The following is an 18,554-nucleotide window of genomic DNA, read 5'->3' as shown; positions in this document are numbered from 1 at the left end:
CGCTTGTTTTCGCTTTTCTTTCGGCGCCCACTTCGCAAGGAAGCTGGCTCATCAGGTTGGCGTGTTCCGCCGTGCTGGTAGGGGCGCATTATAGGGAGCTGCGCAGTGATGACAAGGGGAATTTTGCAAAAATTGGCATTTTTTGGCTTTCAACAGCTCAAACGCCTATTTATCCAACAAAAAGCACCGCAACCGCGGGGCTCAGGCCATTCAGGAGGATGGGTTGCTATCTTTTTGACCAGAATTCCTGGGCAAAGCTACGCACTTTTTCCCAATCGGTAAACTCGAGGTCCTTGCTGGTATCCGTACTGCCACCGGTGATCTTCATGATCAGCTGGATAATGCGGGTCTGCCACCAGTTATAGCGGGAGTACTGCAACGCACCGGCAAACACCCCCAGGGTTTTCGGCTTCCAGGGGGATAGGCGCAGAAACTTCTTCATATAGGCGTTGGTTTGCGGGGTCTGCTTCTCCGGCTTGCGGGCCGTCAGGTTGACGCAGAAGAAGGCGGCGTTGGCCACTTCCAGCTGTTCGTGATGAGCGTGGATGAAGCTGAACAGGCTGGGATGAAAATTGCCATAACGAATGGAGGCGCCGATCAGCACCTTTTTGAACTTGCTGAGATTGCACTTCGGCAGGGTATGCAGATCCTGCATCACCACCTCGCAACCCTCGATCTCTGCCAGCATGGCATCGACGATCTTTCGTGTTTGCCCGTCACGGGAAGAATAAAGCACCAGAATCTTGTCCATACCAACCTCAACTACGCCAGAATGCAGGGGTAAACAGTACCAGAAGAGTGAAGATTTCCAATCGGCCAAACAGCATGGCGACGACCAGTATCCATTGCGCCGTTGCCGAGATCTTGCCGAAGTTGGCCGACACCTCGCCCAGCCCCGGCCCCACGTTGGTGAACGCGGCCGCCACGGCGGAGAAAGCGGTCACCTCGTTCAAGCCGGTCATCAGCAGCAACAGCATAAAGATGAAGAACAGAATGATGTAGGTGGCAAAGTAGCCCCACACCGCCTCCACGATCCGCTCAGGCACAGCACGACGACCCAGCTTGAGGGTATAGATGGCGCGCGGGTGCACCAGCCGCTTCAGTTCGCGCATCCCCTGCAGGAACAGGATCATGAAGCGCATCACCTTGATGCCGCCCCCGGTACTGCCGGCGCAGCAGCCGATGAAGGCGGAGAACATCAGCAGCATGGGCAGAAAGGAGGGCCACTCCGCATAGCTGGTCGTGCTGTAGCCGGTGGTCGTGCCCAGCGACACCGCCTGAAACAGACCGTGGTTGAGCGCCTCCTGCCAGGTGGCGTAATGACCGTGAAACAACAGGGAAACGAAGCAGATCAACACCAACACGCACTGGATGCTCAGAAACACCTTTAACTCAGAGTCGCGCAGATAGTTGCTCAACCGTACCGGCTTGTGGGCGAACACCATGAAGTGCAGGGCAAAGTTGACGCTCGCCAGCAGCAGAAACACCACGGTGATCAGGTTGATGGCCGGGCTGTTGAAAAAGCCGATGCTGGCGTCGTGGGTCGAGAAGCCGCCCACCGACAGGGTGGAGAAAGAGTGGCAGATGGCATCGAACAGGGTCATGCCCGCCATCCAGTACGCCAGGGCACAGAGGGAGGTGAGCAATAGATAGATGAACCAAAGCGCCTTGGCCGTCTCGGCGATGCGCGGGGTGACCTTGTTGTCCTTGACCGGCCCCGGAATTTCGGCGCGATAGAGCTGCATGCCCCCGATGCCGAGCAGCGGCAGTATGGCCACCGCCAGCACTATGATCCCCATCCCCCCCAGCCACTGCAGCAGCTGGCGATAGAACAGAAACGCCTTGGGCAGGTTGTCCAGCCCGGTGAGCACGGTCGCTCCGGTGGTGGTCAGGCCGGAAAACGACTCGAAGAAGGCCTCCGATACCGTCATGCCGGGCACCTCTCCCAGCAGGAACGGCAAGGCCCCCACGCTGCCCAGCACCACCCAGAACAGCACGACGATGAGAAAGCCTTCCTTGGATCTGAGATCTTTCTTCTGATGGCGGTTTGGAAACCAGAGCGCGGCGCCGAGCAGCAGGGCGATGAAGAAGGAGTTGACGAACTCGGCACCACCGCCATCACGATAGCCAAAGGCGACCAGCGCGGGCAGCAACATGGTCGAACTGAACAGCGCGACCAGCAGGCCAACGATACGAATGATGCTCAGAATCTGCATTCCGGCTCCCTCTTCAGACTAAAAGAGCGATGGATTCTAGCCATCTAAGGGACGAAGGGATACCCGACCCTGGGTTCGGTCGGTCAATTCCTGTGCGATTCTGCTCCAAACAGCGGATTCCCACGCCACCTGCAGGGTGACGCTGGCGCCGTAGTCGGCTGCCAGCAACTGGCCCTGATGCGCCTGGATCAGTGCTTCCACCGCTCCCATGTCGGTATAGTCGCACTGGATGAAGGAGGCTGTCTGCTGGCGCTTGATACGGGTTTCGAGCTGCTTGAGGGCGGCGCCCACGCCACCGCCATAGGCCTTGACCAGGCCGCCGGTGCCCAGCAGTACCCCACCGTAATAGCGCACCACCACGGCGGCGATCTCCCCGAGACCGGCCCCCATCAGCTGGGCCAGCATGGGCTTGCCGGCGGTGCCCGAGGGCTCGCCGTCATCGCTGAAACCGTACACCTGACTGTCCTGCGGGGCACCGGCAACAAAGGCCCAGCAGTGATGCCGGGCCCCGGGATGTTGCTGTTTTATCTCGCCGATCCAGGCTTTGGCAGCCTCTACGGTCGGCGTGTGGGCAATATAAGTGGTGAAGCGGCTCTTCTTGATCTCTTCACTCACCTCCAGCGGGGCTGCCGGTATGGGGTAATCCGTCGCCATCAGAGCCCTGCTTGTCTGGTCAGGTTTTCCACCCCGTTGGCGTGCAGCACCACGTTGTCTTCGATGCGGATGCCGCCATAGGGGCGCAGCGCCTCGACCTTGTTCCAGTTGACCCGCTTGCCCTGTTCACCGAGGCGCAGCGGCTCCAGCAGGCTGTCGATGAAGTAGAGACCCGGCTCGATGGTGAACACCTGGCCCACCTCCATCACCCGGGTGCAGCGCAGATAGGGGAACTGTTCGGGGGCAGAAAGGTGGGTGCCGCGCTCATCCTGCATGAAGCCGCCGGCATCGTGTACCTGCAGGCCGAGGAAGTGGCCGAGACCGTGGGGGAAGAAGACATTGGTCACCCCGGTATGGATCATCTCGTCCACCGACATGTCTACCAGCTCGGTGGCTTGCAGCAGGCGCGCCAGCCGGTGGTGCATATGCAGATGCAGCTCGCTGTAACGGCGACCCGGCTTGATCTCCTCGATGACCTCCTGCTGCTGGGCATCCAGCGCCGCAATCAGATCGGCAAACTCACCGCGGCGCCAGGCCCAGGTCCGGGTGATGTCGGAGGCATAGCCGTGCACATCCACACCGGCGTCGATGAGGAAGGAGTACCGCTCCGCATCGGGCACCCGCTGGGCGGAGAGGTGGGTGTAGTGCAGGATGGCCGCATTACGGTTGATGGCGACGATATTGCCGTAGGGCGCCTCATTGGCCCCCTGCCCGACCGCCTTCATGTAGGCCAGGTTGATCTCGAACTCGCTCGCCCCCGCCATGAAGGAGTCCTTGGCCGCAATGTGGCCGCGCACCCCGATGCGGTTGGCATCGCGCAGGCATTCCAGCTCATAGGCCGTCTTGTAGGCGCGATGATAATGCAGATAGTTGAGCACCGCCTCCGGATTGGGCTGGCCCAGCCCCAGCAGCTCGGCCACCTCCAGGTGGCCGCCCAGATAGGCCCACTCCTGCTTGTTGGCCGGCAGGTGATCAGCAACCTGCTCCGGTCGAGTCAGGAAGCGGATGTCGAAGAAGTCGACCCAGAAGGTGTTGGGCAGCTCCGCTACCTTGTGCCAGAAATCCACCGGCCGGTAGAACAGCAGCACCGGTTTGTTCACGCCGTCCACCAGCAACCAGCAGTGAGGATTGTCCAGCACCGGCAACCAGGCCTTGAACTGGGGGTTCACCTTGAAGGGGTAATCCTGATCATCGAGGAAGATGCGGTGGGTCTGGCCGGAGTGGATGGCCAGACCGCTCAGTCCCTGCTGTTGCAGTATGTCGCGGGTGCGCTGCTGCAAGGTGTCGAGGTGCTGGGCAAAAAGTTGGCTGTAGCTGCTCATGGCGTCCTGCTCCGGGAGAAATGTGGTTTCAGCATAACATCAAGCGAATCAAGGCTCGAACCGTCAAGCAATCGCTTCGTGAGGTAACGCATACGTTACAAGGCTTTTGTTATGAAACAAAAACCAACCATTAACAAATAAAAAACAATTCAATACACTGCCGGTAGATACATGCAGTCAGGGACTACTCATGCACAACCTTTGCCTGTGGCAACCGGATCAGGAGCGGATTCAGCAATCCAACCTCCAGCACTTCATGGCCGAGGTCAACCGCTTCCACGGCCTGCAGCTGCACAGCTACGCCCAGCTCTACCAGTGGTCGGTGGAGAAGACAACCCGTTTCTGGCCACTGGTGTGGCAGCACTGCGGCGTCAAGGGCGAGCTCGGCAACATAGTGGCGGAGAACCGCCAGGAGATGCAGCGCACCCGCTGGTTCCCCGACAGCCGCCTCAACTTCGCAGAAAACCTGCTGCGCCGCCAGGATGACACGCCAGCCATCATCTCCCGCATCGAGGATAGCCCCAGCCACACCTTGAGCTGGCGCGAGCTGGCGGATCAGGTGGCCAGGCTGGCCCAGTGGCTGCGTGGCCAGGGAATCGGCCGGGGCGATGTGGTGGCGGCCTACCTGCCCAATATCCCGCAAACCGTGGTGGCCATGCTGGCGACCACCAGCCTGGGGGCGATCTGGACCTCCACCAGCCCCGATTTCGGCGAAGCCAGCGTGGTGGAGCGCTTCGGCCAGACCCGGCCGCGTGTGTTGTTTGCGGTGGATGGCTATCGCTACAACGGCAAGGCCATCGATATTCAGGACAAAGTGGCAGGGGTTGTCAGCCAGATCGACAGCATAGAGCAGACAGTCATGATCCCCCTGCTGGGCCACCCCCTGCAGCTTGGCCACGACTGGTGCCAGATCCTGGCCGGTCAGCCGGATGCCAGCCTGCAGTTCGAGCCCATGGCCTTCAATGACCCGCTCTACATTCTCTATTCGTCCGGCACCACCGGCAAGCCCAAGTGCATCGTGCACGGCATCGGCGGCACTCTGCTGCAACATCTGAAAGAGCACCAGCTGCACTGCGACATCAAACCGGGGGAGCGGATCTTCTACTTCACCACCTGCGGCTGGATGATGTGGAACTGGCTGGTGAGCGCGCTCGCCTCCGGCGCTACCCTGGTGCTCTACGACGGCTCCCCCTTCTACCCGGACGGCAACGTGTTGTGGGATCTCGCCCGCGACGAAGAGGTCGCCCTGTTCGGCACCTCGGCCAAATACCTGGATGCGCTGCACAAGCAGGGTTATGCCCCGATCAAGACCCACCAGCTGCCGCAGTTGCGGCTTATCTGCAGCACCGGCTCCGTGCTGTCGCCGGAGGGGTTCGACCACGTCTATCAGCAGATCAAGCGGGATGTGCAGCTCAGCTCCATCTCAGGTGGCACCGACATCTGCTCCTGCTTCGTCATCGGCAACCCCATCAGCCCCGTCTACCGCGGAGAGAGCCAGGGACGTGGCCTCGGCCTCGCGGTACAGGTATTTAACGAAGCGGGTCAGCCAGTGCAGGGGGAAAAGGGCGAACTGGTCTGTACCAAACCCTTCCCGGCCCAGCCCATCGGCTTCTGGGGGGACGACAGCGGCGACAAGTACCACGCCGCCTATTTTGAACGGTTCGACAACATCTGGTGCCATGGCGACTGGATCGAGCTGACCCCGACCGGCGGCATCCTGTTCTACGGTCGCTCCGACGCTACCCTCAACCCGGGCGGCGTGCGCATCGGCACCAGCGAGATTTACCGCTACGTCGAGCAGCTGGAGGAAGTAGAAGAGAGCATCGTCATCGGCCAGCAGTGGCAACAGGACGAGCGGGTGGTGCTGTTCGTCAAGCTCAAGCCAGGCCTCATGCTGGACGAAGCGCTGCGTGAGCGCATCCGCCAGCAGGTGCGCCTGCACTGCACCGCCCGTCACGTGCCGGCCCGCATCCTGCAGGTGGACGCGATTCCGCGCACCAAGTCCGGCAAGATAGTGGAGCTGGCGGTGCGGGAAGTGGTGCACAACCGGCCCGTCAACAACACCCACGCCCTCGCCGATCCCGAAGTGCTGAGCCAGTACCGCGACCGGCCCGAGCTGGCCTGCTGAGACCACACAAGGTTAATAAAGGCGTCATCAGACGCCTTTATTTTGGTTGTTAATCTGAGGCGAGCTTTTACTCGAGATCTGTTAAACGAATGTTTTAAATAGGTGTTGAAATTGTCTTCTTTTGGATCAATAGTGAGCCTCGCCCCCTGCTGGGGATAAAGGAGCACCACCCCCCACCATGTGGGAACAAGGAGACACTCTCATGATCTACCAAGGCGAAACCCTGACGGTCAGCTACCTCGAAGACGGCATTGCCGAGCTGAGGTTCGATGCTCCGGGTTCAGTCAACAAGCTGGATCGCGCTACCCTGCTCTCCCTGAGCGAAGCGATCGCCGCATTACAACAAGAACGTGAACTAAAAGGTCTGATCCTCACCTCCGGCAAAGACGCCTTCATCGTCGGCGCCGACATTACCGAATTCCTAGAACTGTTCGATCTGCCTCAGGCTGATCTGCTCGGCTGGCTGAAAAAGGCCAACGACATCTTCAGCGCCATCGAAGATCTGCCGGTGCCCACCCTCTCCGCCATCAAGGGCCACGCTCTGGGCGGCGGCTGCGAGACCATCCTCTCCACCGACTTCCGTCTGGCCGACACCACCGCCAAAATCGGCCTGCCCGAGACCAAACTCGGCATCATGCCGGGCTTTGGCGGCACTGTCCGTCTGCCGCGAGTGATCGGCGCCGACAACGCGCTCGAGTGGATCACCACCGGCAAGGATTACCGTGCCGATGACGCCCTCAAGGTGGGAGCCATCGACGCCGTGGTTGCGCCAGAGGCACTGCAGAGCGCTGCGGTTCAGATGATCAAGGACGCGATCAAAGGCAAGCTGGACTGGCAGGGCCGCCGCGCCGCCAAGAAGGCCCCGCTGCGCCTCTCCAAACTGGAAGCCATGATGAGCTTCACCACCGCCGCCGGCATGGTTGCCGCCGTGGCGGGCAAACATTACCCGGCGCCGATGACCGCGGTGAAAACCGTCGAAGCCGCTGCCGGCATGAGCCGTGACGAGGCGCTGGCCGTCGAGGCACAGGGTTTCATCAAGCTGGCCAAGACCGATGTCGCCAAGGCGCTGGTCGGTATCTTCTTGAACGATCAGCACATCAAGGCGCTGGCCAAGAAGGCGGCCAAGCAGGCAGCTAAGGCCACTGGCCACGCCGCCGTACTGGGTGCCGGCATCATGGGGGGCGGCATCGCCTACCAATCCGCCAGCAAGGGTATCCCGGCGGTGATGAAGGACATCAACGAGAAGGCGCTAGCACTTGGCATGGGTGAAGCCACCAAGCTGCTCAACGGCCAGCTCGAAAAGGGCCGCATCGACGGCATCAAGATGGGCCAGGTGCTCTCCGCCATCACCCCGACCCTCAGCTATGACAACGTCAAGCATGTAGATGTGGTGGTCGAAGCCGTGGTCGAGAACCCGAAAGTGAAGGCCGCCGTGCTGGGCGAAGTGGAAGGGATCATTGGCGAAGACGCCGTGCTCGCCAGCAACACCTCCACCATCCCCATCTCCCTGCTGGCCAAGGGTCTCAAGCGCCCGCAGAACTTCTGCGGCATGCACTTCTTCAACCCGGTGCACCGCATGCCGCTGGTGGAGATCATCCGCGGCGAGCAGACCTCCGATGAAACCATCAACCGCGTGGTGGCCTACGCTGCCGCCATGGGCAAGTCCCCGGTGGTGGTCAACGACTGCCCGGGCTTCTTCGTCAACCGGGTGCTGTTCCCCTACTTCTTCGGCTTCAACAAGCTGGTCGCCGATGGCGCCGACTTTGCCGCCGTCGACAAGGTGATGGAGAAGGAGTTTGGCTGGCCGATGGGCCCCGCCTACCTGCTGGACGTGGTCGGCATCGACACCGGCCACCATGCCGGTGACGTGATGGCGCAGGGCTTCCCGGCACGCATGAGCAAGGAAGGCCGCACTGCCATCGACGTGATGTACGAAGTGAGCCGCTTCGGTCAGAAGAACGGCAAGGGTTTCTACGCCTACGAGCAGGACAAGAAGGGCAAGCCGAAGAAGGTGGCCGACGCCGCCAGCTACGAGCTGCTGGCCCCCATCGCCAACCCGAAACAGGAGTTCGACAAGGACGCCATCATCGCCCGCATGATGATCCCGATGATCAACGAGGTGGTGCTCTGTCTGGAAGAGGGCATAGTCGCCACGCCAGCCGAAGCCGACATCGCGCTGGTCTACGGTCTGGGCTTCCCTCCCTTCCGCGGCGGCGTATTCCGCTATCTGGACACTATCGGTCTGGATCGCTACGTGGCCATGGCCGACCAGTATGCCGACTTGGGCCCGCTCTACCGCGTCAGCGACAAGCTGCGGGAAATGGCCGCCCAGGGCAAAACCTTCTACTGATTGCGGAAAGGAGATCCATTCATGAAAGACGTAGTCATTGTCGACTGTATCCGGACCCCGATGGGCCGGTCCAAGGGCGGCGCCTTCCGCAACGTGCGTGCAGAAGACTTGTCCGCGCACCTGATGAAATCCATCCTGCTGCGCAACCCCAACCTCGACCCGAACGAGATCGAGGATATCTACTGGGGCTGCGTGCAGCAGACCCTGGAGCAGGGCTTCAACATTGCCCGCAACGCCGCACTGCTGGCCGGCATTCCGAAGCAGGTGGGGGCGGTCACCGTCAACCGCCTGTGCGGTTCCAGCATGCAGGCGCTGCACGACGCCTCCCGCGCCATCCAGGTGGGTGATGGGGATATCTTCATCATCGGTGGCGTCGAGCACATGGGCCACGTGCCGATGAGCCACGGCGTCGACTTCCACCCCGGCATGGCCAAGTCGGTGGCGAAAGCCTCCGGCATGATGGGGCTGACCGCCGAGATGCTCGGCAAGCTGCACGGCATCAGTCGTCAGCAGCAGGACGAGTTTGCCGCCCGCTCCCACCGCCGCGCTCACGCCGCCACCGTGGAAGGCCGTTTCGCCAAGGAGATCGTCGGGCTGGAAGGCCATGACGCCAGCGGCGCCCGCTTTTTCTACGACTACGACGAAGTGATCCGCCCGGAAACCACGGTTGAAACCCTGAGCCAGCTGCGCCCGGTGTTCGACCCGGTCAACGGTACCGTCACCGCCGGCACCTCGTCGGCGCTGTCCGATGGCGCCGCCGCCATGCTGGTGATGAGTGCGGACCGCGCCAAGGCCCTCGGCCTCACCCCGCGTGCCCGGGTTCGTGCCATGGCCATCGCCGGCTGCGATGCCGCCATCATGGGTTACGGCCCGGTACCGGCCACCCAGAAGGCGCTCAAGCGGGCCGGCCTGACCATCGGCGACATCGACCTGTTCGAGCTGAACGAGGCGTTTGCCGCCCAGTCCCTGCCTTGCGTGAAGGATCTGGGTCTGCAAGACGTGGTGGATGAGAAGGTAAACCTGAACGGCGGCGCCATCGCCCTGGGTCACCCGCTCGGCTGCTCCGGCGCCCGCATCTCCACCACCCTGCTCAACCTGATGGAAGAGAAGGACGCCACCCTGGGGGTTGCCACCATGTGCATCGGCCTGGGTCAGGGCATCGCCACCGTGTTCGAACGAGTGTAAGTAGCGCCCTGGCCGGTTCGTCGGTCGGGGCTGGATTGACAGACAGGAGCCCGTTCCTGGCTTCCCGGCGAAGCGGGCTCCTGTCAGCGGTTTTGGGGTCGGTCTGCCCGGCCCGTTATCGAGTCTGTGGAGTGCGCCACACGGGGTGCACTTCTGCCGTCGGAATCTGCGTATTGGCCGGCCCGTTTGGGTCGGCCTTTTTTATTTGCACGGCAGGATATGGGAGGATATTGCCCATAACCTCACATTAGATGGGGGGCTTGCTTGCTTTTTGCGCCCCTGACAGGTTCAATCTGCACAAAAAAATGGGTGGATGCACATACATATGTCAACGAGCAAACAACTGCTGATCGTCGACGACGACCAAGAGATCCGCGAGCTGCTCAACGAATACCTGACCAGGGCCGGCTTCGAGGTATTGACCGCAGCAGAGGGCAACGAGATGCGCAAGCAGCTCGCCCAGCACAACCCGGACCTCATCATTCTCGATATCATGATGCCGGGTGACGACGGTTTTACCCTCTGCCAGCAGATCCGTCGCGACTCCCAGGTGCCCATCATCATGCTGACCGCCGCCTCCGACGAAGCGGATCGGGTGATCGGCCTCGAGCTCGGTGCCGATGACTACATTGCCAAGCCGTTCAGCCCGCGCGAGCTGCAGGCCCGCATCAAGGCGCTGCTGCGCCGCGCCGAATTCCGCCAGCCAGAGAAAGAGAAAGAGCCGAGCCGCCGGCTGCGCTTCGCCGAGTGGACCCTGGATACCCTGAGCCACCAGCTGACCCACGAAGACGGCAGCCTGCTGGATCTCTCCGGCAGCGATGCCCTGCTGCTCGGCATGTTCCTGCAGCAGCCCGGCGTGGTGCTGGACCGGGATACCATCTCGGACGCCACCCGCGGTCGCGAGAGCCTGCCGATGGAGCGCGGCATCGACGTGCAGATCAGCCGCTTGCGCCAGAAGCTGGGTGACAACGGCAAGAGCCCGCGCATCATCAAGACCATTCGCGGCAGTGGCTACATGCTGATCGCCGAGGTGCACGAGATCCCATGAGAGCCAGCAAGGTAGCGACGGCATGCTGATCGACACAGGGCGAGAGATCCCATGAATACCAGGTGGTTCTGGCGGGCGCTGGTGCCCCGTTCCCTGCTGTCGCGGATGCTGCTGCTGTTGCTGCTGGCGATCCTGCTCTCCCAGACCATCCTCACCGGCATCTGGATGCAGCAGATCCAGAAGCGGGAGCTGGAAGGCATGCTCAGCACCACCCGCAACCTAGCGCTGTCGGCCGCCTCCACCGTCAACTTCTTCAAATCCTTGCCGCTGCAGTATCGCCACATCGCGCTGGACCAGCTGCGCAACATGGGTGGCAGCCGCTTCTTCGTGTCGCTGAACGAGGAGGAGATCCACATCAGCGCCATCCCCGACAGCGAGCGCAAGACGCTGGTGCTCAAGGAGGTGCAGGGGGTACTGACCCGCAAACTCTCCGACGCCATGGCGATCAAGGTGGATTTCTCGCGCCCCGAAGAGCTGCACGTCTTCAACAACGACACCCTGCTGGCGGATCTGCCCTCCTCCTGGGCCCGTTACACCCTGTCGCTGGAGCCGATCAATCCACCTGTGCTGGTAACCCAGATCGAGATAGAGCCGGGCGAGTGGCTCTATCTGGCGGCCCTGCTGCCGGCCCCCTACATGACGCTGGATGACACCGTCATGCCCAGCAACCAGGTGCGCTTCATCGCCCTGATGACGGTGTTCCTCTGCTTCTTCACCTTCCTGCTGGTGCGCTGGCAGACCCGGCCGCTGCGCCGGCTGGCCAAGGCGGCGGTCAACCTCGGCAAGGACATCGACCAGCCCTCCCTGAAAGAGGAGGGGGCCTCCGAGATCGTGGCGGCCACCCGCGCCTTCAACATCATGCAGCACCGCATCCGCCGCTATATCGACGATAGAGAGCGGCTGTTCAGCTCGATTTCCCACGACCTCAAGACCCCCATCACCCGGCTGCGACTGCGGGTCGAACTGCTCGACGACGAGCAGCAGATCGCCAAGTTCAACAAGGACCTGGACGAGCTGGAGCTGATGGTGAAGGGGGCATTGCAAACGGTGAAAGACACCGACATCCACGAGAACATCGAGCAGCTCGACATCGACGCCATGCTGGAGCAGATGGCGGAGGCCATGAACCTGCACGACGAGCGGCTGACCATCGAAGGCCACTGCAAGCAGCCCTACCGTGGCAAGCCGCTGGCCCTCAAGCGCTGCATCGGCAACCTGGTGGACAACGGCATCAAATACGGCCAACGGGTGCGCATCATCATCATGGACGACGAGGAGATGCTGATCCTGTTCATCATGGACGAGGGGCCCGGCCTGCCGGAGGATCAGTTCGAACGCATCTTCGAGCCCTACTATCGGCTCAGTACGGATCTGGCCGGTACCGGTCTGGGTCTGGGCATTGCCCGCAACATAGCCCACGCCCACGGCGGCGATCTGGTGCTGGAAAATCGTCCGCAGGGCGGCCTGCAGGCCACCCTCTCCCTACCAAGGCAGTAACCTTATGAAGTGGTTGTCTTTTTCTGTCATCGCCCTGCTCTCCCTGCCTGTAGGCGCCTCCCAGGTGGAGGTACTGCACTGGTGGACATCCGGCGGCGAGGCCAGGGCGGTGGAAGTGCTCAAGTCCGAGTGGACCGAGCAGGGCAACCAGTGGAACGACTTCGCGGTGCAGGGGGGCGGCGGCAAGAGCGCCATGACGGTGCTCAAAAGCCGGGCACTGGCGGCCAATCCGCCGGAGGCGGCCCACCTCAAGGGGTTCGAATTGCGGGAGTGGGCCGGACTCGGCTTCCTGCGCGATCTCACCCCCATGGCCGAACACCTCGGCTGGTATCCCCAGCTGCCACCCATGGTGCGGGAGACTCTCAGCCAAAATGGCGCCCTGATGGCGGTGCCGACCGGGATCCATCGGGTCAACTGGCTGTGGCTCAACCGCAAGATCTTCGAGCGCAACAAGTTGACGCCGCCCACCAGCTGGGCCCAGTTCGTCACCGTGGCCGATCGGCTCAAGCAGCAAGGGATCACCCCGCTCGCCATCGGCAACGAGCCCTGGCAGCTGGCGGTACTGTTCGAGACGGTGGCACTCGGCGAAGGGGGCAAGGCGTTCTACCGCAAAGCCTTCGTGGAACAGGACAGCGCCACCCTGACCGGCCCCGACATGGTGCGGGTGCTGACCCGCTTTCAGCAGCTGCGCGGCTATGTGCCGGAGAAATACGCCGGCCTGAAGTGGCACCAGGCCACCAACCTGCTGGAGAGCGGCGGCGCCGCCATGCAGATCATGGGGGACTGGGTGAAGGGCGAACTGAGCGCCGGCAACTACCGGCCCGGCGAGGATATCGAGTGCCTGCCGAGCCCCGGCAGTGCCAGCCTGTTCAGCTACAACCTCGACTCCATAGCCATGTTCAAGCAGCGGGATCCCGCCCAGCTGCAGGCCCAGGGCGAGCTGGCCCAGTTGCTGATGACGCCGCGCTTCCAGCAGGAGTTCAACCGGGTGAAGGGTTCGATCCCGGCGCTGACCAAGCCGGACATGAGCAAGTTCGACCGCTGCGCCATCCGCTCCTATCAGGATTTTCTGCTGGCGGAGCGGGAGGGCAACCTGCTGCCCAGCATGGCGGAGGGGATGGCGACGCCGACCAACATGCGCCAGGCGATCATGGATGTGCTGAGCAACTTCTTCAACGACCCCAGAGCCAACCCGCAGCAGACTGCACTGCATCTGGAGCGGGCCATGCGCTCGACCCGCTGACGCTTTTCGCGGAGACCAGAAACGACAAAGGCGGATGAGATATCCGCCTTTGTCGTTGTGAAAGTATTGGGGTCAGGATTGATCGTTTTCGTCCTCATCCTCGTCGTAGTAATCGCTGAGCTCGATCCAGAGCCCCAGTCCGATCATCACCATGGAACCGAACCAGGTGCCGGTATTACCGATCGGGCTGCCCATCACTATCATGGCGAAAGACAAGAACCCCATGCCTGCGTAGGCTTGTAATCTGCCGTAGGAGACCTGCATATTCACACCTCCTTGTTGAATATGGTTCAATTTTTATATTACTCATACGGCGGGGAGTGGGTAGGCCCAGATAACACTTTGGTTACATATGCTGCCAGTTGCCGGAGTGGTTTGATTATTTTTTCGCCGTGAGTATCATTGGCAGCTGATTTGGTTGAAGGTTGATTATTGATGAGTGCTTTATTCTGCGGTGCGACTCACGAGTTGGACGCAATCGGGCTTCGTTGCCCCGAGCCAGTGATGATGGTTCGTAAAAAAGTGCGGTTGATGGCTGACGGGGAGACCCTGCTGGTCAGTGCCGACGACCCCTCAACCACCCGCGACATCCCCAGTTTCTGCCGCTTCATGGATCACACCCTGGTCGCCAGCGAGACAGAGCAGGCCCCTTACCGCTATCTGATCCGCAAGGGTCAGTGAGCCCCAACACCGGAGCAATCCATGCCAGCCATTACCCGAATCGGCACCACCCAGCGTTGGTCTGATGTGGTCATTCACAACGGCACCCTCTATGTGGTGGAAGTGCCCGCCACCGACACCGCCGATATTCATCAGCAGACCCGTGAAGTGCTGGAAAGCCTGCAGCGCCTGCTGGAAGCCAACGGCTCCGGCGTCGACAAGATCCTGATGGCCAACATCTACCTCAAGGACATAGCGGACATCGCGGCCTTCAACGAGCAGTGGGATGCCTGGATCCCGGCAGGTACAGCCCCGGTTCGTGCCTGCGTGCAGGCCCGCCTCGCTCACGAAGGCTACAAGGTGGAAGTGCAGCTGACTGCAGCCGTCTAAAGCCCGCAACGCCTAATAACGAAAGGCCCCGCCATCGCTGGCGGGGCCTTTTTCATGGCTGCGAACCGGACCGCTTAGGCGATCGGGGTCAGGGTGATGGTCACCCGACGGTTCTGGGCCTTGCCTTCAGCGGTGCTGTTGGTGGCTACCGGCTGATCCGGGCCCACGCCGCTGGTGGAGATACGGCTGCCGGTCACACCCTGGCCGATCAACTGGGCGGCGACGGCATCGGCGCGCTGGGCGGAGAGCTTCATGTTCAGCTCGCGGGAACCTGTGCTGTCGGTGTGACCGACCACGTTCAGGCGAGTCTTGTCAAACTCGGCCACCACCATGGCCACGCCAGACAGGGTGTTGGCACCGGCTGCTTTCAGCTGAGCGCTGGAGCTGTCGAAAGTGACGTTGTTCGGCATGTTGAGGATCAGCTGGTCGCCGTTGCGGGTCACGCTGACGCCGGTGCCCTGCAGCTTCTCGCGCAGCTTGGCTTCCTGTACGTCCATGTAGTAGCCGATACCACCGCCCAGAGCAGCGCCGGCGGCCACGCCGGTCAGGATCCCTTTCTTGCGGTCACCCTTGCTGGAAGAGAGCGCGCCCACGGCGGCGCCAGTGGCCGCGCCAGCCAGCGCGCCCCAGGCACCCTTGGAGGTCTGGGATTCGCCAGTATAGGGGTTGGTGGTACAGCCGGTCAGGGCTACGAGCAGGGCAACTGCGGGAACAAGTGTCTTGAAATGCATGAAAAACCTCTAAAAAAACCGACTCAAATCCAAAGAGGGCGCATTCTACCCCAGAGGTGTGCCAAGGTGTGACGTTATCAACATTACGCTCCTCTCTGCTCACCCCCAGTATCTGCAGACCGGCTGGATGCCGCCTGAACCGGTAGCCGGATCAAGCTCGCAACTGTGACCTATCTCCTTGTTCAACGGACCAAATACGTCTCCATTGACTACTATTGAATGCACCATCAATAGTGCTCAGAGGTCTCTCATGTCCGCACTGCTTCGCAACGTCTCGATCCGGCACCTGCTGTTGAGTGCCAGCCTCATCATTCTGATCACCATGGCGCTGGGCGGGCTCTGGCGCAGCAGCCTGACCGCCCGCCTCGGCGAGCTGCCCAACCAGCTCATCGTCAGCGCCAACGAGCAGATCGCCCTGCAGGAGCTGCGTTATCACACCACCCAGGTCCAGCAGTTCCTGACCGATGCCGCCGTCTCCGGCGAGATGGACTCCATCGGCGAGGCCGAACAGCACGCCCAGGCGGCCCGCCAGTTGCTGGAGCGGCTGCCGCAGCTGAAGGCGCTGCTCACCCCGTTGCTGACCCGCCAGCTGGAGATCGGCAAGCGGATGGTGGACATCTATCTCAAGGAGGGGCGCGAGGCCGGCAACCAGCTAATGAAGCAGCCGACCGAAGGGTTTGACGCCCTTACCGACAACATCGCCAGCCAGGTCGAAGCGGTACTGGAACAGCAGCAACAACAGTTCCAGCAGCGAGAGCAGGAGATCCGCAGCCAGAGCGAGACCCTGCAGCATCAGGACATGCTGCAGCTGGCCGTCAGTTTGGCCATCATCCTGTTGATGCTGCTGCTCATCTACTTCAAGACCGTCGGCCCGCTGCAGCACCTGATGGGCCAGCTGGTCGAGCTGGCCAACCACAGCCACAACCTCACCTTCCGGCTGCACAGCCAGGGCAAGGACGAGTTCGCCTATCTGGCGGAGGTGTTCAACCGCTTCCTCGGTAATATCGACAGCCTGATCGGTACGGTGCAGCAGGTTTCGCGCAAGACCCACGACAAGATGGCCCTGCTCATGTCGCACTCCGGCAGCACCCTCAGCAGCATGCAGCAGGCTCAGCAGAACACCGACATGCTGGCGACCGCCATCAACGAGATGACCGCCACCGTCCACAACATCGAGCACAACACCGAGCAGGCCAGCCAGGATACCCTGCTCACCCAGCAGCAGGCCCACGACGGCCAGCGGCAGGTGAGCCAGACCATCTCCCTGATCCGGCAGGTGGCCGACCACATCGAGCAATCCGCCGGGGAAGTGACCCAACTGGATCAGGAGAGCACCCAGATCGGCAACATCCTGCAGGTGATCCGCACCATCTCGGAACAGACCAACCTGCTGGCGCTCAACGCCGCCATCGAGGCGGCCCGGGCCGGTGAGCAGGGCCGCGGCTTCGCGGTGGTGGCCGACGAGGTGCGCCAGCTGGCGACCCGCACTCAGGCCGCCACCGTCGACATCCAGCAGCGTATCGAGGCGCTGCAGCACAACACCCGCCATGCGGTGACCACCATGCACACCACCCGCAACGTGAGCGAACAGGCGGTCAGCCAGGCGGCGGGCACCGGCGAGACCCTGACCGCCATCGTCGAAGCCATCACCCGGGTCAACGACATGAACGGCCACATCGCCACCGCCGCCGGCCAGCAGGCCCAGGTCACCGAAGAGACCAACCGCAATGTGATGGAGGTCGCCAGCATCGCCCGCGAATGCCTGGAGCTGGCGCGCCAGAGCCGCAGCCACACCCGGGACATGAACCAGGCCAACGAGGAGATCGGCCTCATCAGCGATCAGTTCGACGTCAGCAAGGCTGGCTCAGCCAGCCAGGATCAGGAGCTGCTGCACTGGAACGAGGCTTTCATGGTGCAGGTGCCCAGCATGGACAGCCAGCATCTGGGCTTGTTCGAGGCGATGAACCGGCTCTACCAGGCGGTGCTCGACAAGAGCCCGGCCCAGCTACGCAAACAACGGCTCGACGAGCTGCTCAAGCTCGCCACCCAGCACTTCGCCGACGAGGAGCGCGTGATGGAGCAGGCGGGCTACCCCGAGCTGCGCCGCCACAAGCAGGAACACGCCCGGCTGCTGGCGGAGCTCGACACCCTGATGCAGCGCAACGGCACGGACGACGAGGAGTTCAACATGGAGCTGCTGGTGTTTCTCAAGAATTGGCTGCTCAACCACATCTCCAAGGTCGACAAACAGTATTCAGGCACGCTCCGTCAGGCCGGGATCGCCTGACGGCCCCATGGCTGAGGCCATGCCGATATGCAAAAGGGAGGCATCAGCCTCCCTTCTCTTTTACCTTGCGCCCGGTTTATTGGCGCGCAGGCCCCTGTTGGCACTCGGCGTGGCAGGGGCAGGTCACCAGATGATCGTTCACCATCCCCACCGCCTGCATGAAGGCGTAGCAGATGGTGCTGCCGACGAAGGTGAAGCCACGCTTCTTGAGCGCCTTGGACATGGCATCCGACTCCGCTGAGGTCGCCGGAATGTCGCCGTTGCCCTGACGCTGGTTGACGATGGGGGCGCCGCCCACGAAGCCCCACAGATAATCGACAAAGTCGACGCCTTCGGCCTCCAGCGCCAGATAGGCGCGGGCGTTTTTGATGATCGACTGCACCTTGAGCCGGTTGCGGATGATGCCGGTGTCCTGCATCAGCCGTTCCACATCCTGCTCGTCGAACTGCACGATGCGCACCGGATCAAAGTCGGCATAGGCGCGATGGTAACTCTCGGTGCGCTTCAAGATGGTGATCCACGACAGCCCCGCCTGCTGGCCGTCGAGGCAGAGCTTGGCAAACAGCTCGCGGGCGTCATACACCGGCCTTCCCCACTGTTTGTCATGGTATTCAATGTATTCCGGGTCCTTGGTCACCCAAGCGCAACGCAACTCCATTCCCTCTCTCCTGTCATTTCATCCAATCCCCGGGGTCGATGGCAACCCGGGCGCGGGAGTGCCCACAACCCCTCCCGCCCAGGCCCGGCGCAGCGCCATCACATTAATCCGCTGTAATTTCGCCTATTATCCGACCATGCCAGACGGTATACTCCTTCGGTTCACATTCAGCAAATCTTGCTCTG

General features: G+C 61.9%; 16 protein-coding genes. 9 read left to right on the top strand and 7 right to left on the bottom strand.

Annotation, left to right across the window (positions count from 1 at the left end):
- Positions 1-226: 226 nt before the first annotated feature.
- Genes hemG through pepQ form a run of 4 tightly spaced genes read right to left on the bottom strand, consistent with a single transcriptional unit; the run spans position 227 to position 4,192 of the window.
- On the bottom strand, positions 227-751 hold the full coding sequence (gene hemG, locus AACQ43_RS21755; RefSeq protein ID WP_168968677.1) for a menaquinone-dependent protoporphyrinogen IX dehydrogenase: 525 nt from the start codon (positions 749-751) through the stop codon (positions 227-229).
- A 7-nt stretch (positions 752-758) separates the two neighbouring features.
- Entirely contained in the window at positions 759-2,216 is a 1,458-nt protein-coding gene (locus AACQ43_RS21750; protein WP_011704169.1) for a TrkH family potassium uptake protein, read from the bottom strand.
- Positions 2,217-2,252: 36 nt separating this feature from the next.
- Positions 2,253-2,870 carry a YigZ family protein gene (locus tag AACQ43_RS21745; RefSeq protein ID WP_168968676.1) on the bottom strand — a complete coding sequence of 206 codons (618 nt, stop codon included), beginning with the start codon at positions 2,868-2,870 and terminating at the stop codon, positions 2,253-2,255.
- A complete protein-coding gene (gene pepQ, locus AACQ43_RS21740; protein ID WP_168968675.1) occupies positions 2,870-4,192 on the bottom strand; it encodes a Xaa-Pro dipeptidase in 1,323 nt (440 codons plus the stop codon). Before pepQ ends, AACQ43_RS21745 begins: the two co-directional genes overlap by 1 nt.
- Before the next feature lie 190 nt (positions 4,193-4,382).
- Between pepQ and AACQ43_RS21735 the strand changes: the two genes are divergently transcribed.
- The 6 genes from AACQ43_RS21735 to AACQ43_RS21710 all read left to right on the top strand — a co-directional run bounded on the left by AACQ43_RS21735 (position 4,383) and on the right by AACQ43_RS21710 (position 13,643).
- Positions 4,383-6,320: an acetoacetate--CoA ligase gene (locus AACQ43_RS21735; protein ID WP_168968674.1), complete on the top strand. Its 1,938-nt coding sequence runs from the start codon at positions 4,383-4,385 to the stop codon at positions 6,318-6,320.
- 202 nt (positions 6,321-6,522) lie between these two features.
- Entirely contained in the window at positions 6,523-8,670 is a 2,148-nt protein-coding gene (gene fadB / locus AACQ43_RS21730) for a fatty acid oxidation complex subunit alpha FadB (protein WP_168968673.1), read from the top strand.
- A 21-nt stretch (positions 8,671-8,691) separates the two neighbouring features.
- Entirely contained in the window at positions 8,692-9,855 is a 1,164-nt protein-coding gene (gene fadA, locus AACQ43_RS21725) for an acetyl-CoA C-acyltransferase FadA (RefSeq protein ID WP_076362846.1), read from the top strand.
- A gap of 325 nt (positions 9,856-10,180) precedes the next feature.
- The gene (locus tag AACQ43_RS21720) at positions 10,181-10,903 is read left to right on the top strand and encodes a response regulator (RefSeq protein ID WP_016348992.1); all 723 of its coding nucleotides are present in this window, start codon (positions 10,181-10,183) and stop codon (positions 10,901-10,903) included.
- A gap of 51 nt (positions 10,904-10,954) precedes the next feature.
- Positions 10,955-12,400 (top strand): ATP-binding protein, encoded by a 1,446-nt coding sequence (locus AACQ43_RS21715; RefSeq protein WP_016348991.1) that lies wholly within the window; start codon positions 10,955-10,957, stop codon positions 12,398-12,400.
- A 4-nt stretch (positions 12,401-12,404) separates the two neighbouring features.
- Positions 12,405-13,643, top strand: a complete 1,239-nt coding sequence (locus AACQ43_RS21710; RefSeq protein WP_017410853.1) for an ABC transporter substrate-binding protein — start codon at positions 12,405-12,407, stop codon at positions 13,641-13,643.
- A gap of 72 nt (positions 13,644-13,715) precedes the next feature.
- Here AACQ43_RS21710 and AACQ43_RS21705 read toward each other — a convergent pair whose 3' ends face one another.
- Positions 13,716-13,907: a hypothetical protein gene (locus AACQ43_RS21705; protein WP_005307420.1), complete on the bottom strand. Its 192-nt coding sequence runs from the start codon at positions 13,905-13,907 to the stop codon at positions 13,716-13,718.
- A 171-nt stretch (positions 13,908-14,078) separates the two neighbouring features.
- On the opposite strand from AACQ43_RS21705, the gene tusA reads away from it, so the two are divergent.
- Complete coding sequence (gene tusA, locus AACQ43_RS21700; RefSeq protein ID WP_026080463.1) at positions 14,079-14,324, top strand: sulfurtransferase TusA; 246 nt, start codon at positions 14,079-14,081, stop codon at positions 14,322-14,324.
- Between the two features lie 21 nt (positions 14,325-14,345).
- Positions 14,346-14,693 (top strand): RidA family protein, encoded by a 348-nt coding sequence (locus tag AACQ43_RS21695; protein WP_016348988.1) that lies wholly within the window; start codon positions 14,346-14,348, stop codon positions 14,691-14,693.
- Between the two features lie 74 nt (positions 14,694-14,767).
- Here the strand turns inward: AACQ43_RS21695 and AACQ43_RS21690 are convergent, their stop codons facing one another.
- Positions 14,768-15,424 carry an OmpA family lipoprotein gene (locus tag AACQ43_RS21690; protein ID WP_043168054.1) on the bottom strand — a complete coding sequence of 219 codons (657 nt, stop codon included), beginning with the start codon at positions 15,422-15,424 and terminating at the stop codon, positions 14,768-14,770.
- A 250-nt stretch (positions 15,425-15,674) separates the two neighbouring features.
- Here AACQ43_RS21690 and AACQ43_RS21685 point away from each other — a divergent pair, with 250 nt between their 5' ends.
- Positions 15,675-17,711, top strand: coding sequence for a bacteriohemerythrin (locus tag AACQ43_RS21685; protein WP_076362845.1), 2,037 nt, complete (start codon positions 15,675-15,677; stop codon positions 17,709-17,711).
- A gap of 76 nt (positions 17,712-17,787) precedes the next feature.
- Here AACQ43_RS21685 and AACQ43_RS21680 read toward each other — a convergent pair whose 3' ends face one another.
- Positions 17,788-18,369: a DNA-3-methyladenine glycosylase I gene (locus AACQ43_RS21680; protein WP_135320871.1), complete on the bottom strand. Its 582-nt coding sequence runs from the start codon at positions 18,367-18,369 to the stop codon at positions 17,788-17,790.
- Positions 18,370-18,554: the final 185 nt, after the last annotated feature.

Source organism: Aeromonas sp. DNRA1 (assembly GCF_963888745.1).
Classification (GTDB): Bacteria; Pseudomonadota; Gammaproteobacteria; order Enterobacterales; family Aeromonadaceae; genus Aeromonas; species Aeromonas hydrophila.
The sequence above is the reverse complement of the archived record's forward strand: the minus strand, read 5'-3'. Positions and strand labels throughout refer to the sequence as shown.

Coding starts and splice junctions, on each gene's coding strand:
- hemG (WP_168968677.1), bottom strand. CDS start 751: ATGGACAAGATTCTGGTGCTTTATTCTTCCCGTGACGGGCAAACACGA.
- AACQ43_RS21750 (WP_011704169.1), bottom strand. CDS start 2,216: ATGCAGATTCTGAGCATCATTCGTATCGTTGGCCTGCTGGTCGCGCTG.
- AACQ43_RS21745 (WP_168968676.1), bottom strand. CDS start 2,870: ATGGCGACGGATTACCCCATACCGGCAGCCCCGCTGGAGGTGAGTGAA.
- pepQ (WP_168968675.1), bottom strand. CDS start 4,192: ATGAGCAGCTACAGCCAACTTTTTGCCCAGCACCTCGACACCTTGCAG.
- AACQ43_RS21735 (WP_168968674.1), top strand. CDS start 4,383: ATGCACAACCTTTGCCTGTGGCAACCGGATCAGGAGCGGATTCAGCAA.
- fadB (WP_168968673.1), top strand. CDS start 6,523: ATGATCTACCAAGGCGAAACCCTGACGGTCAGCTACCTCGAAGACGGC.
- fadA (WP_076362846.1), top strand. CDS start 8,692: ATGAAAGACGTAGTCATTGTCGACTGTATCCGGACCCCGATGGGCCGG.
- AACQ43_RS21720 (WP_016348992.1), top strand. CDS start 10,181: ATGTCAACGAGCAAACAACTGCTGATCGTCGACGACGACCAAGAGATC.
- AACQ43_RS21715 (WP_016348991.1), top strand. CDS start 10,955: ATGAATACCAGGTGGTTCTGGCGGGCGCTGGTGCCCCGTTCCCTGCTG.
- AACQ43_RS21710 (WP_017410853.1), top strand. CDS start 12,405: ATGAAGTGGTTGTCTTTTTCTGTCATCGCCCTGCTCTCCCTGCCTGTA.
- AACQ43_RS21705 (WP_005307420.1), bottom strand. CDS start 13,907: ATGCAGGTCTCCTACGGCAGATTACAAGCCTACGCAGGCATGGGGTTC.
- tusA (WP_026080463.1), top strand. CDS start 14,079: ATGAGTGCTTTATTCTGCGGTGCGACTCACGAGTTGGACGCAATCGGG.
- AACQ43_RS21695 (WP_016348988.1), top strand. CDS start 14,346: ATGCCAGCCATTACCCGAATCGGCACCACCCAGCGTTGGTCTGATGTG.
- AACQ43_RS21690 (WP_043168054.1), bottom strand. CDS start 15,424: ATGCATTTCAAGACACTTGTTCCCGCAGTTGCCCTGCTCGTAGCCCTG.
- AACQ43_RS21685 (WP_076362845.1), top strand. CDS start 15,675: ATGTCCGCACTGCTTCGCAACGTCTCGATCCGGCACCTGCTGTTGAGT.
- AACQ43_RS21680 (WP_135320871.1), bottom strand. CDS start 18,369: ATGGAGTTGCGTTGCGCTTGGGTGACCAAGGACCCGGAATACATTGAA.